At 42.5% G+C, this 13,729-nt stretch carries 15 protein-coding genes and 2 pseudogenes; 1 reads left to right on the top strand and 16 read right to left on the bottom strand.

Translation table 11 applies throughout. The annotated features are described in order from the left end of the window. The first annotated feature begins 16 nt into the window (after positions 1 to 16). Positions 17 to 718 (top strand): response regulator, encoded by a 702-nt coding sequence (locus tag AC1U9U_RS01085; RefSeq protein WP_479958697.1) that lies wholly within the window; start codon positions 17 to 19, stop codon positions 716 to 718. Here the strand turns inward: AC1U9U_RS01085 and AC1U9U_RS01080 are convergent. The 16 genes and pseudogenes from AC1U9U_RS01080 to AC1U9U_RS01005 form a co-directional block, all read right to left on the bottom strand. After that, the gene (locus AC1U9U_RS01080; protein WP_479958696.1) at positions 680 to 1,567 is read right to left on the bottom strand and encodes an AraC family transcriptional regulator; all 888 of its coding nucleotides are present in this window, start codon (positions 1,565 to 1,567) and stop codon (positions 680 to 682) included. The two genes, AC1U9U_RS01085 and AC1U9U_RS01080, sit on opposite strands and share 39 nt — an antisense overlap. A 141-nt stretch (positions 1,568 to 1,708) precedes the next feature. Further along, a complete protein-coding gene (locus AC1U9U_RS01075; RefSeq protein ID WP_479958695.1) occupies positions 1,709 to 2,455 on the bottom strand; it encodes a glucose 1-dehydrogenase in 747 nt (248 codons plus the stop codon). A gap of 50 nt (positions 2,456 to 2,505) precedes the next feature. Next, positions 2,506 to 3,132: a GyrI-like domain-containing protein gene (locus AC1U9U_RS01070; RefSeq protein WP_479958694.1), complete on the bottom strand. Its 627-nt coding sequence runs from the start codon at positions 3,130 to 3,132 to the stop codon at positions 2,506 to 2,508. Positions 3,133 to 3,203: 71 nt separating this feature from the next. Beyond that, positions 3,204 to 3,851 carry a DUF3786 domain-containing protein gene (locus tag AC1U9U_RS01065; RefSeq protein WP_479958693.1) on the bottom strand — a complete coding sequence of 216 codons (648 nt, stop codon included), beginning with the start codon at positions 3,849 to 3,851 and terminating at the stop codon, positions 3,204 to 3,206. A gap of 150 nt (positions 3,852 to 4,001) precedes the next feature. Further along, positions 4,002 to 4,139, bottom strand: a pseudogene (locus AC1U9U_RS01060) (DUF1697 domain-containing protein); the annotation flags it as partial. After that, on the bottom strand, positions 4,118 to 4,336 hold the full coding sequence (locus AC1U9U_RS01055) for a DNA-formamidopyrimidine glycosylase family protein (protein ID WP_479958742.1): 219 nt from the start codon (positions 4,334 to 4,336) through the stop codon (positions 4,118 to 4,120). The pseudogene AC1U9U_RS01060 and the gene AC1U9U_RS01055, both read right to left, overlap by 22 nt. 48 nt (positions 4,337 to 4,384) lie before the next feature. Further along, positions 4,385 to 5,215, bottom strand: coding sequence for a metallophosphoesterase (locus AC1U9U_RS01050; protein WP_479958692.1), 831 nt, complete (start codon positions 5,213 to 5,215; stop codon positions 4,385 to 4,387). A gap of 55 nt (positions 5,216 to 5,270) precedes the next feature. Next, positions 5,271 to 5,390: a DUF4083 family protein gene (locus AC1U9U_RS01045; protein WP_479958691.1), complete on the bottom strand. Its 120-nt coding sequence runs from the start codon at positions 5,388 to 5,390 to the stop codon at positions 5,271 to 5,273. 55 nt (positions 5,391 to 5,445) lie between these two features. Further along, positions 5,446 to 5,715 (bottom strand): hypothetical protein, encoded by a 270-nt coding sequence (locus tag AC1U9U_RS01040; protein ID WP_479958690.1) that lies wholly within the window; start codon positions 5,713 to 5,715, stop codon positions 5,446 to 5,448. A gap of 45 nt (positions 5,716 to 5,760) precedes the next feature. Then, positions 5,761 to 6,504 carry an AAA family ATPase gene (locus AC1U9U_RS01035; RefSeq protein WP_479958689.1) on the bottom strand — a complete coding sequence of 248 codons (744 nt, stop codon included), beginning with the start codon at positions 6,502 to 6,504 and terminating at the stop codon, positions 5,761 to 5,763. Positions 6,505 to 6,628: 124 nt separating this feature from the next. Continuing rightward, on the bottom strand, positions 6,629 to 7,081 hold the full coding sequence (locus AC1U9U_RS01030) for a hypothetical protein (protein WP_479958688.1): 453 nt from the start codon (positions 7,079 to 7,081) through the stop codon (positions 6,629 to 6,631). 58 nt (positions 7,082 to 7,139) lie between these two features. Then, positions 7,140 to 7,406, bottom strand: a complete 267-nt coding sequence (locus AC1U9U_RS01025; RefSeq protein ID WP_479958687.1) for an MmcQ/YjbR family DNA-binding protein — start codon at positions 7,404 to 7,406, stop codon at positions 7,140 to 7,142. Between the two features lie 58 nt (positions 7,407 to 7,464). Then, positions 7,465 to 11,808: pseudogene (gene polC / locus AC1U9U_RS01020) on the bottom strand (DNA polymerase III subunit alpha). 349 nt (positions 11,809 to 12,157) lie between these two features. Beyond that, entirely contained in the window at positions 12,158 to 12,595 is a 438-nt protein-coding gene (locus AC1U9U_RS01015; RefSeq protein WP_479958686.1) for a small multi-drug export protein, read from the bottom strand. A gap of 3 nt (positions 12,596 to 12,598) precedes the next feature. Further along, the gene (locus tag AC1U9U_RS01010; protein WP_479958685.1) at positions 12,599 to 13,297 is read right to left on the bottom strand and encodes an aspartate/glutamate racemase family protein; all 699 of its coding nucleotides are present in this window, start codon (positions 13,295 to 13,297) and stop codon (positions 12,599 to 12,601) included. Positions 13,298 to 13,316: 19 nt separating this feature from the next. After that, positions 13,317 to 13,691 carry a DUF4180 domain-containing protein gene (locus AC1U9U_RS01005; RefSeq protein WP_479958684.1) on the bottom strand — a complete coding sequence of 125 codons (375 nt, stop codon included), beginning with the start codon at positions 13,689 to 13,691 and terminating at the stop codon, positions 13,317 to 13,319. Positions 13,692 to 13,729: the final 38 nt, after the last annotated feature.

Below are 13,729 nucleotides of genomic sequence, written 5' to 3'. Positions count from 1 at the left end.
ATAGAGAGGGGAAACTATGGAAAAGCAACTCAAAGTAATGTTGGTGGACGATGAAGATAGCATTCGCAAAGTCGTTGCCCATCTTGCCCAAAAGGAAGGATATGATTTTTGCTATGCACCCGATGGGGAAAAAGCTTTACAAGTATTTGCCCAGGAAAAACCGGATCTGATCATCCTGGATGTTATGCTGCCGGAACTGGATGGGTTTGAGGTGTGCCGTAGAATTCGTCTGGAAAGCGCTGTCCCAATCATCCTCCTCTCCGCCAAAGGGGATATTGTTGATAAAAGTGTGGGATTCAATATGGGAGCCGACGATTATATGACCAAACCCTTTAGCCCTATTGAGTTAGCCTTACGTATAGGGGCCATGTTCCGAAGAGCCTTTCGACTTTCCACTGAATATTTAGCAGAGGACAAAGATCGTTTGCTCTTTAAGGATTTAGAAATAAATAATAAAACCTTTGAAGTTATTGTCCGCGGCAAAAAGGTCGACCTCACTTCCAAGGAATTTGAGCTGCTGGCCTTCATGGCCAATCACCCCGGTCAGGTTTTTACGCGTCAGCAACTTTTTGATAATCTGTGGGGAGAAAGGTATTTAGGGGACTCCGGCACTATCACGGTGTTTATCCGCAAAATCAGGGAAAAAATCGAGCTTGATCCCGGTCGCCCGGAATATATCCTAACTGTCTGGGGTGTAGGATACAAATTTGCGGGATAAGACAATCGGAAGCCACACTTCGCAACGATAGTCGACTGCTTGCTGATTGCCTTCAAAATACACCTCAATATCAGGAGCATTGGCATACTCGTAACCGGAGGTAGGTAGCCATTCAGTAATAATCCGTTTCTGGAGGTTCTGGATAGCTGTCGGCATGGGACCTATACATTCAAAAACTGCCCAAGTGCAAGCTGGGACCCAGTAGTCTTCCATCCCTTCCGGCACTTCTTTGTCGGTGGCCGCAGCAATGTAGTAATCCAGTATTTCTCCATTCATGCATGTGCTTACTCCAAGCAAGCCATTGGGTTCTTGATTCATCAGGCTCAGGATTGAAGGCACTACACCACTTTGCATAGTCTTCATCCAAAACAATGGTACCTTGGCAAAGCACTCCTCCGCATTCATCGAATAATGCTCCTTAACACCAACGATTTTAAATGATTCCTTGGTAATGATTTTGTAATTCATTTCCGCATCTCCTTTAATCGTGATTTTAAAGGTGATTCGTGGATAGGCCTTTAGAGATACGCCCTTACTTCTAGCTTCCGTGGGGGAAACCCCATGAACAAGGCGAAAAGCTCGATTAAATGAAGTGGGAGAATCATAGCTGTATTTCAAAGCAATATCAATAATCTTATCATTGCCTGTCTGGAGATCAAACGCGGCTAAGGTGAGCCTTCTCCGTCTTATGTATTCGGCTAGGGGTACTTCTGCGATATAAGAGAACATTCTTTGAAAATGAAAGGTCGAACAACAGGCAATCTTTGCCGCTTTCTCATAGCAGATTTCCTTATCCAGATTCTCTTCGATATAGGCAACAGCTTCATTTAATCGATTGATCCACTCCATCAAATCACCTCTTGATAAGATTATAACGAGTCCACAGCTTGGCATCCTCGCATTTTATGCACGAATAAGAGAGCTACGGATTATTTTTTGGCTTATTACACAATTATCATTTTTCATATCGCTAATGTTATGTGAATTTTTCTAGGGCACGTAAATCATTTTTCGGGTCATTCCACCATCGATGACTAAGTTGATTCCATTTACAAAATCATTTTCTTCACTGCTCAGGTAAAAACAAGCTCTTACGATATCCTCGGATTTTCCGACTCTTTGGGAAAAATGCTGCAGATGGTCAACTTCTCTAAGCTGGTTATAATCACCTGTCTCAATCCAACCCGGACTAATGCAGTTTACCCTGATATGATCCGGGGCAAAAGAAGCTGCTAAGGCATGGGTCAAGGCAACAATTCCTCCCTTTGAAGCGGCGTAAGCTTCGGAATTCTCCTCGGACATAAGAGCTCTCGTAGAAGCAATGTTGATAATTGCCCCGCCCCCATGGGCCCTCATGATTTTTGCCACTTCCCGAGCACACAGAAATTCTCCCCTTAAGTTGGTATTAATGATTTCATCCCATTCCTCAACAGTGATCTCATAAGGTGACTTCCACCTTGAAATACCTGCATTATTAATTAAAATGTCTATCGTCCCATATTGCTCAACCGTCTTCCTTACCAGATTCTCAATTTCTCGCGGAGCACTAACATCAGTTTGGATGAGGCTAGCCTCTCCACCTAATGACAGAATAGATTGTTCAGTTTCCCGGCCTAAATCCAGGTTTTTCTCAGCAACAACGACTTTCGCACCCTTTGCAGCATATGATTGGGCAACACAACGCCCAATGCCTCCTCCAGCACCGGTGACTATGACTACTTTCCCCTTAAAATCCATGATTGTCTCCTTAAACCCTGGTTACACAATATGTTCAAATTCTTAGCCGCTTACTTCTTTGGCCTTACCCAACACCTTAAAACGGTTTTTAGCTTTTCCGGTTGAACTTTTCTAACATCCGAGAGATAGATTTCCCTATGTAATAAGCTTGTTCTCTCTAGATTGTTTTCTGCAATATATTCCTTCATTATGGCAAAACTCCGCGGTTCGTCATCATAGGAGCCTACATGGAGCATTTGTACGGAAAGTCCATGTTCCATGATATCGAAAGTGACCTCATCCAGCAGTGGATGAGGCTTCTTCTTTCTTACACCTGCAAAGGCACGTTCAAGCACTTCCTTCGTTACAAACTCCGGCTGTCTAATCATGATCGTATAAACCAATTCGTCCTTATCGAGAGTGTCGAGTTTCCTGCCTTCCTCGGTCAAATCCCATATACCTTCTAGGGGATAAACTGTATATTCATAATAACCCTCTGGAGTGTAGCCTTGTTTGGGCATCATGCGCACGGCATAGGCTAAAGAATACAGCACACCCACTCGTTCAGCATAATCTTCCTTGTTCGGATCACCTTGACCCTTTATCATAAGAAACTTTTGCTCGGGAACGGTGATTAGTTCCGGTTTTTCTTTGGGAAGGTAAAGTTGCTTCTCTTGCTTTCTCCATTCATATTTCATTGGCTCTGCTCCAATCTTTTTAACTTTACTGTCCCTCTCCCTATCCGAGCCATTGGATTACAGCCTCAGCCTTAATAAGCACTATATTTCACGGAATCAGAAACTCTTTTCGTTGCCTTGTTATATAGCCGGTTAGCGAGGGAGATACCCAGACCAATGATGCTTTCACTATGAAGCATAGGCTCAATGGACGGATCATATAGAATGGTAGCGTTGGCCTTAACCTCTTCATCCCCCTCCCAAACAACCACACATACCGGTATTTCTGGAAAAGCCTCAAAAATAATTGAAGAATCGCCCATTGCCGCCGGTTGCCCACCTAAGGTGGAGGCAGCTGTTTTTAGGAGATTAGCCTGGTGGCCGAAAGCCTCGATCAACGGTATAATAGCAGTCTTTTGATAGGCAGGATAAAAAATCATCCCCCCGGGTATTTCCTTAATGCTCACCCACTTAGGCTCAGATTCTTGCAAAGGCTGCGCATAGGCCAGATAGTTAAGGATAATAATCGCATCCATGATATCCGGAATTCGACCATCTGTTTTACGATATACTGTTTCCTGATTTCTATCGGCAATATATATATGACTAAAGTACATGACTTCAAACCGATGGGTTTCACTGTTATAAGATACTGCCCGCGCAGCAGTGATCTCGTCAGGATCGCGCTTTTTTATATCCTCCCAAAACTTATTGTAAGCAACGCGGTAATTTGTTTCCATCTTTATACTACCCCTCTCTCTTTCTCCCACTTTTTCAAGCACTGGACTTTCTCTATTGATTCCCGATTCAACCAAACTTTGCCAGGGATTGGCTTCCGTTTTTAGATTACATCCTCCATATGACCAAGCTAAAGGGAATAGCTAAAACGATTAAGGAGACATAGCTATCTCTAACACCTTTCTTGTGGTGTTAGCATTTCTAATTGTAACGGATTTATAAGTCTTGGTCCCGACGATTTTGGACCAACGAGTGCGGGAAAAGGTCTTTACTTGTGCTGACCAAAAAATTCTTCCTCTAAAATCACCTTACACTTACCATACCTTTTTACTTCTTTAATGGTTGAAGCTTTCACCCATTGCTTAAACTCACCCGGTGGGACATTGGTGCTACGCTCCCGATTTATTTCGATCCTAATTATTTTCTTGCCAAGAATGGCCTTCTGTAAAAAGCTTTTATAAGTTTCCATTTCCGGTATTTCCGGCATCTTGCTCACCTCGAAGCTAGTGTTGCCGGAAATAACGACAACTTTACCCTACTCAGATATTAAGGTAATAAGCACGATCTCCGGTCGATTATAGAATCGTATCGGCAAGATGCTTTCTCCCAGGCCCCCATTGATAATCATCTTCGTATTGCCGGAAGTGAATTGCCCATAATCATATTTCGGAAACAGTCCTTGTCCAGGAGCTACGATTGCACCCACAAAAGGTAGTCTAACCTGTCCGCCATGTGTATGGCCAACGAGTATTAAGTCGATGTTGTTCTTTACCGCCTCGGAGAAGATGCCTGGGGAATGAGCTAATAATATCTTCGGATTTCGACTCAAGGCAGGTATAGCACTTGAATCCGAACCATCCTTAAGGGCTTTATCGAGTCGATCCCTTCGAAGGTATGGGTCATCAACACCCATTATCCATAAATTTGAATTTCCTTTTGTATATTGATAAGACTCATTCTCTAATATCCTAACCCCTAGGTCCTTTAAAATAGGTTTGATCTGATCATAAGTGCGCCGCTCATGATTTCCCGGAACGAAAAAGATCGGTTTGGGTTTTAATCCTTCGATCAAGGCCACCGCCGGTTCCATATCGGGGTTACTTTTATTTACTATATCCCCAGTCAAAGCAACGATGTCATAATCTTGCTTATTAATTAATTTCAGCAAATCCCTTTGCCCATTCCCATAGAACTTACTATGAAGATCTGCCAAATGGAGAATTGTAAACCTATCAAAGTCCTTAGGCAAATTAGGAACTTTAATTGTATAGCGTTTTACTGCTACATAGTTAACACCGAAATATAAATATGCTAGGGTAGCTATCCCTCCGATAATAAATGCTCTGCGAGATATTTTTCTGGGCAATACTCTTCATCCTATCTAAAAAGAAGCTTTCTTTTTCTACCTACCGCAAAATTTTTCAATTCCTTTTTTCCAATAGCTCAATAATACGATCTAATTTCTCAGACATTTCCTTTTCCTTCCGCCGCTTCCTCTTTAGAAATGCGAAAAAGTATAAGACGAGCCCAATAATAGCCAAGATTAGCTAAAAGACAGAACTTGAGCGATTAAAGTAAAATCGAAATTAATTGGATTCATCGATAATCCCCCTCCGGCAAAAGCCTGAGTTTATATATATTATTCTGAGTATAAATCTCTAAGGACTCATGGGTCTTAACGATATTGGCAATTCTGCTTAGATTCGTACAGATACATTTACCCTCTTCAAAATAAAGCAGCTTTCCCTTAGAGCCAACTTCGATATCCTGAAGCCAAACAATTCTCCCCCATCGATGTTGAGATGTAGGTACTTTAGGAAGAACGATGTCATAGACCCCTTCGATAATCGCAGCATCATTTTTCATCAATACCTTCTCCCTTCTACGAATGAGTGACTTCAGGTCCTTGATCTAATCCATAAACAGTTGCTTAAAAAATCTCTCTGGATTATCGAGAAAAGCTTTGGTTAGGCGATAATGGTCTGTATCATAATAATCAATGGAGCTAATTCCTTCCTCATCACATTGGTAAATCCTTGCCCCAGGGTAAGCCATTAAGATCGGCGAATGGGTGGCAATAATGAATTGAGCACGGTCTGACTGCTCTAAATCATTCATGATGCTTAAAAAGGCAAATTGACGCTGGGGTGAAAGGGCTGCTTCCGGTTCATCAAGTATGTATATACTCCTGCCGCTAAATCGATTAATGAAAAGGGATAAAAAGGCTTCCCCATGGGACTGCTCGTTTAAAGATTTTCCTCCATAAGCAGCATAGACGCGCTGGCCCCCAGAATAAATATCCTTAGCCATTTCATCTAAATGTTTAGCAAAATCAAAGAAGGTTTCCGCTCTCAAAAAGAAGCCCTCATTGATTTTAGGCATCCAAGATAGGGTTAAAATTGAGGCCAATTGCTTACTCTCATCCGACAACCCTATATTATTATTCTTACCGCCGCCACCAATACCAAAACCACACTGATAAGCAATCGCTTCTAGCAAAGTCGATTTTCCTGTGCCGTTTTCCCCGACAAAAAACACGACATTGTGATTGAGATCAAGAGAATCACAATTAGCAAGGGCCGGTACGTTAAAGGGATAGACTTCTCTATTCTCTGCACGTTCCCAGTTAAGGGTAACTTTCTTCAGATAAGCCAATCCTCCATCTTTCCTCTCACTTAAAATAGTGTAATTCTACCGTTCTCTTCGATCCACATTTTCATTGTGTAACACCCTTCTCTTCCTAGATTTTTAATTCCAAATCGGAATACCCCCCCTAAGATTACTTCCCAGGTGTCCATCTTAAGACCGGCCATGGTAAATCCAAGGGCTTGATCGCCCTCTTTTCTCCCACATTCTGTATTTTCGCGTTACAATACCCTTTATCCTCTAACATTAAAAGCTGCTTGACATCGATATCCAAAATAGTCCCAGTATAATCCGTTACCCGAATGGATGTAATCCGTTCTCCTTGCTTAAAGGTCCCTACTATAATGTACTTATCATTTTTAATGCATTTTTTTGTATGAGAATCAATTACTGGCAGCATGTCTATTGTTCCCTCATCTGCCACCAAAGCTACTCCCGAGGCATGGGCATTGCGGCAGCCATGCTCTTTAATATACTCTAAGGCACTGGCTAATCCCATATCCTGAACTGTGGCAGTGATCTCATCCAGTAGGCGGTAGCCTAAAGTTCTGTGCCTTTCTTTAATTACCGCTATTACTCTTACCATTCCTTACACCTCTTTTTTTATTTATCCCGATTTCCTCTATGCCCATTCGCTCATATCTTTATAGCAATAATTTCTTTAGAACTTTCTTGCTAAGCTTTTGAATGATTAAGTCATAGGACATATCAATCATTTGCTGTAAAACATCATCGGGTACATCACCATCTAAATACACAGAGTTCCAATGTTCTTTATTCATGTAATAACCGGGTATAATATGCTGATACTGCTCACGAAAAGAATAGGAAAGAATCGGTTCACACTTTAAGGTAATAATTGCTTTGCCCTCTTTGTCACCGCCTTGCATAGCAAACATTTTCTCCCCCATTCCGTCCGCTAAAAAATATAGGCCAACAATTATGTCAGCCCAAGTTGTTAATCACTTACTAAATTACGTCAAAAAAACTTATTTGATCACTTTCCGGTATGCCCTTTAAACATCCGAACTTTCTAAGAGAATCAAGGACGGAATTCCCAACCCTAGCTCGTTTTTTTAGATCCTCAAGAGAGTTAAATTCCTTTTCCTGAGCAGCGTTGTAGATACCTTCGGCAGCAACAGTTCCCATACCCGAAATACTGTTAATCGGCGGGCGCAAGCCCTCTTCTTCCACCAGAAACTTGGTAGCATGGGACTTGTACAGGTCGATGGGCAGGAAAGTCAAGCCCCGTTCGTACATTTCCAAGACCAACTCTAAGTCATCGTACATATCCTTGTCCTTCGGAGTGGCTTGATTGCCTAATGCCTCAATTTCCTTCATCTTGGCCTTTACTTTTTCTTTACCGAAAATCATGTATTCGGCATCAAAGGACTTGGCCCTGATGGAAAAGAAAGCTGCATAATAGGCCTGAGGTATATGCACTTTAAACCAGGCAATCCGGAAGGCCATCATCACATAAGCAGCGGCATGGGCCTTAGGGAACATGTACTTGATCTTGCGGCAGGAATCAATATACCATTCCGGCACATTGTTTTTCCTCATCATTTCTTCATACTCCGGCCACTTGGGTTCCTTTAAAGCCTTTCCTTTACGGACGGTCTCCATAATTTTAAAGGCGGTGTTCGGTGGCAGCCCCATTCTAATCAGATAGGTCATAATATCATCCCGGGTACACACTGCTTCACTTAGGGTAACCGTTCCTGCGTCAATCAGGTCTTTAGCATTACCCAGCTACACATCGGTACCATGGGATAGGCCGGATATACAGATTAGATCGGCAAAGGTCGTAGGCTTGGTATCTAAGAGCATTCCCCTGACGAATTTTGTCCCGAATTCCGGAACCCCAAAAGTACCTACCTTGGAATTGATCTGCTCCGGGGTTACCCCCAAGGCCTCCGTGGATGAGAACAGAGACATGGTCTCCTTATCATCCATAGGGATCTTTTTCGGATCAACACCGGTGATATCTTGCAGCATTCTGATGACTGTGGGATCGTCATGACCCAAGATATCAAGCTTCAAAAGGTTTTGGTCGATGGAGTGATAGTCAAAATGAGTGGTAATTATATCGGAATTGGGATCATCCGCAGGATGCTGAACCGGACAAAATTCAAAGATTTCCCGGCCTTTAGGCACAACGATGATACCACCCGGATGCTGGCCCGAGGTCCTTTTAATACCGGTACAGCCTTTGGCGATACGGATGATTTCCGCTTTGTTGACCGTCCGATTTTTTTCCTCGTAATATTTCTTGACGTAGCCAAAAGCAGTTTTATCTGCAATGGTGCCGATGGTTCCGGCCTTGAAGGTTGTGCCCTTGCCAAAGATAACTTCCGTATATTTATGGGCTTTGGCCTGATATTCACCGGAAAAATTCAAGTCAATATCCGGCTCCTTATCGCCATTGAAGCCCAAAAAGGTTTCAAAGGGAATGTCGATGCCATCCTTCTCCAACTTCTCTCCGCAAACGGGGCATTCCTTATCCGGTAAGTCAAAGCCGATCCTAAAGCCATGATCATCAAAATCCGAGTACTTACAGCTAGGGCACCGATAATGAGGGGGCAGAGCATTGACCTCAGTGATCCCGGTCATATAGGCCACCACCGAGGAACCCACCGAACCCCGGGATCCAACCAAGTAGCCGTCTTCGTTAGATTTCCACACCAGCTTTTGAGCGATGATATACATAACTGAGAAACCGTTTTTAATGATCGAATCCAGTTCCCGATCGAGGCGCTGTTGAACAATTTCCGGCAAGGGGTCCCCATAAAGTTCATGGGCCTTTCCATAAGCGATATCTTTAATCATTTCTTCGCAGCCCTCGATATGGGGGGTAGCTTTTTCCTGAGAAATTGGGCTGATTGGCTCACAGAGATCAGAGATTAAATTGGTATTGGTCACTACAATCTCATATGCCTTATCCTCTCCCAAATAGGAAAATTCCTCAAGCATCTCTTCGGTGGTTTTTAGATAAAGAGGAGCTTGATTGTCGGCATCCTTGAAACCCTGGCCTGCTTCAAGAATCCGCCGATAGATCTCATCCTCCGGATCGAGAAAATGCACATCACCGGTAGCAACTACCGGCTTATTTAACTTTTCACCTAAGGCTACGATTTTACGATTAATTTCTTGTAAGTACTCTTTATTGGGCACTTGTTCGGTTCTTACCAGATAGTCATTGTTAGCCAGAGGCTGGATTTCTAAGTAATCATACTCCTCGGCGATGGCTTCGATTTCTTCATTAGATCTTCCTAATAAGATCGCCTGGTAAAGCTCTCCTTCGCTACAGGCACTACCAAGAATTAATCCCTCCGAGTACTTTTTGTACATGCTCTTCAAAATCCTTGGTTTTTTGTAAAAATAATCCACATGGGAATAGGATACCAGTTTGTAGAGATTCTTTAGCCCTGTGTAGTCCTTGGCCAGGATTATGGCATGGTAGGTTTTAAGCTTCTTGTACTCGTCCTTTTTTGCTTCTTCATCAGCAGCTATTTGATCGATATCGGCAAGGGTTTCCGCACCCTTTTGTTTTAGCTTTTCCAGCATAACATTGAAAACCTTCACGGTCGTATCCACATCATCTAAAGCACGATGGGCCACCTCCACCTTAATGCCAAGGTTCTTGGCAATCCTCCCTAGCTTATAGGTCTTATAATCTGGAAAGATCTCTTTAGCTAAGGCCAAGGTATCAACGTAAGTATAATTAAAATCATAGCCTAAGACTTTGGCATTATGTTTTAAGAAGCCAATATCAAAATCCGCATTATGGGCAACTAAGACACTACCCTCAATAAATTCCAGCAACCTGGGAAAGACCTGCTCGATAGTTTCAGCGTCTTTGACCATCTCATCGGTGATATTGGTAACCTCCACCACTCTTGCCGGGATTGGCTTTTCAGGATTGACAAAGCAGCTGAATTCTCCAATAACCTTGCCATCCTTTAGTTTCATGACCCCTATCTCCGTAATTTTTTCGGTTACCGGTGAGAAGCCGGTGGTTTCCAGGTCCAGCACACAATAGGTAGTGTCAATAGCCTGTCCCTTCAGGTTGGTTACGGAGGGCTTTTTATCCGGTGCCAAATAGGCCTCCACTCCGTAGATAACCTTCATATTCGGGTTATCTCTGCCTATAAGCTTATGAGCCTCGGGAAAGGCCTGGACTACACCGTGATCTGTAATAGCGATGGATTTCATGCCCCAGTTCATGGCTCTTTTAATGAGATCCGTGGCACCGGACATAGCATCCATTTGACTCATTTGAGTATGCATATGTAGCTCGACCCGTTTTTCTTTGGCCAAATCCACTCGTTTAGCTTTTCTGATTCCCTCGGTCTCAATGATGGTATTGGCGATTAGTTCCACTTCCCCGGAAAACTTGCTATAACCCGCATTCCCCGCAAGCTTAACCCCTTTTGCCTTATTCAAACGGGGCAAAACTTCACTGTCTTCACCGGGTTTAATAAATGCCTTACAGGTCATGGAACTAGAACCATCATATAAATCAAAGGATATAAGTGTTTTGCCGCTTTTTAATTCTTTGGCTTCAATATTGGATATTTCACCTTCTAGAGCAATCTTGCCCTCATCCGGTGTAATATCCGTAATTTTGATGACAGTATCTTTAATATTCGCGTTCCGTCCTAAGATCAAGGATGGATCGACTTTCTTTCCTTCTATTTCTGCTTTTGGAGCTGATTTTGCTGCCGCAGCTTCCTTAGGTAAGTCAGAAACGTTTGGGGTTGGCGGCACAGCCATAACTTCCCTTTGAATGAGCTGCAGTTCTTTTTCCTGGGTCGCCTCTTGGTGCTTGATGATCTCTTCGGGGCTTACTTCATCAATAAAGTTAATTTGGTAAGCCACACCGTAGAGGTTTTTAATCGCTTCTTGAATTTTTTTATCATAACCTTTTCCGCTTAGCAGGAAAGATACCGCTAATTTAAACTTAAAATCGATACTGTTTTGTGCTATCTCATACTCACAATTTTTTAGGGCAGCTCTTAAGACGGGGTATTTATTCGCCAGCAGGGATAAGATATTTTTAAGTTCCTCCTCTAATGGCCTTCTAGGAGTTCCCTCAGGATATTCAACAGTAATTTTCGACTCATTTAATTCCAGTCTTTCCCTTACGAACCGACTAAGAAACTCAATTTCCCTGGTCTCGATATAGCGATCAGAACGGATTTTTATTTCAAGGGTTTTCGTACTTTTACTTAAAACCACTTCTTCAACCATTGCGGCGTTGATATTACCCTCTATTACACAGTCACTAAAAACTTCACAAACTCTTTTCATAGTACTTCCTATATTTCTCCTTAATCAAGTGATTCTTAGCTTCAGATGGCGTTTGCCTAAGATGAATACTTACTCCAGCTGAAGCTTAGAAGAACTTATCCACTCAGTGGACGAGTCAGCTAAAGCTTGCAAAGCAAGCTAGCTTCCTATGTCCAGGGATGTAGCAGCCGTTATCTCCACTTATAGTAGATAGGAGTCTTACGGCTGGTAGTCATCGGGCAAATATCCTCTGATGCTAACACAATCCCTTGATTATATATTAGCATAACAACCTACAAAGGAGCCAGACACTATTAAACGAGACTTCATTCAGACGGAGATTCAACTCCTACTGAATGTTAGTCCGGTGCTATCCTCTAAGCAGGAGGAATCCGGCAAATCCTAAAGAAGCGATGGTTGTAAGAATAATTGTCCAAACCACAATCCCAATACTCATCCAAATAACTAGTCGTTTAGGTGGCGCTCCCAAGGAAATTCCTATGGCAGCTCCTAGAGGTGCACCTGTAATAAGCGGGGATAACATCCCTAGACCTATTACCCCGTATTTTTCCCAAATTGCATAAATCCGGCCCTTGCCTTCTCCACCTTTTTTCCTCTTTTTTAACAACCACTGCCGTAAACGATCACCAAAGAAAATCACTACCGCTGCACCAATAATGGCACCAAATGCCGATGCAATCCCATTAAGGAGAGGGTGAAGATTTAAAGCTATCCCTGCCGGAATTGCCATCCATAATTCGATAATGCCTAGACCGATAACCGTTAAGAACTTGAATAAGACTTCCATCAATTAGCCCTCCGGCGTAAGTGCGTAATCCACTGCACCTTTGGCGTGGATTTCGGTAGTATCAAAAAGGGGAACAGTTGAATCCTCATTTCCTACCAGTAAACCAATTTCGGTACATCCTAAAATAATTCCCTCTGCCCCATATTCGATTAATTCCTCGATAATCCTCTTAAACTCTTCTCGTGAATCCGCATTGATTTCACCAAGACATAATTCCTCATAGATGACTTTATTGACTATTTCTCTATCGTCCTTTTCAGGAATCAGTACCTTGATACCTTTGTCCACTAAGCGAGATTTATAAAAATCCTGCTCCATGGTATAGCGTGTCCCCAAAAGACCAATTGTCCTTATCCCTTCACCGAGAACTTTTTCTGCGGTGAGATCGGCAATATGAAGGAGGGGGATACTAATACTGCTTTGAATCTGGTTAGCCACCTTATGCATTGTATTCGTGCAGATAATAATAAAGCTTGCCCCAGCCGCTTCAAGGCTTTGGGCCGCCTCACTTAAGATTACCCCTGCTTGATTCCAATCATTAGTCTTTTGCAATAACTCGATTTCCTCAAAATCCACGCTGTATAATATGCACTTGGCAGAATGCAGGCCACCTAACCTTAATTTTACTTCTTCATTGATAATCCGATAATACGAAACGGATGATTCCCAGCTCATGCCGCCGATGAGTCCAATTGTCTTCATAAGATCCTCCCCATCCTGTTTATAAATTAGTACATTTGGCAAGCTTTTCTATGGCTATACTTTCGTTTTCCACGAAAAAGACACTATTTCCCTTATTGCATTCGTAAATAAAATCCTTCAAGCTCTTGCTCGTATAGGCAGAAAAATCCCCAACGATTGCAATCCTTACCCGGTAGTTAACAAATTTCTGCAATATCTCTCCGGCTAATTTCGTCTTTAAATCAAAAAACTCTTCGCAGATTGCTCCTTTATTTATTACGATATTGCTGCTGCCGGTTTCATATTGTACGGTAGCCATTATATCCAAGGCTGATTGAACATCTTCTATTAGTATTTGTTCGCTGACTATATGTGCTATCACTGTATCGTTTTGCTTTACGATATTTATTTTCATTTTGTTTCCTCCGACTGTAATATTTTTCCTATGGACAC

The organism is Desulfitobacterium sp., from assembly GCF_982384815.1.
This window is presented reverse-complemented; position numbering and strand designations above follow the sequence as displayed.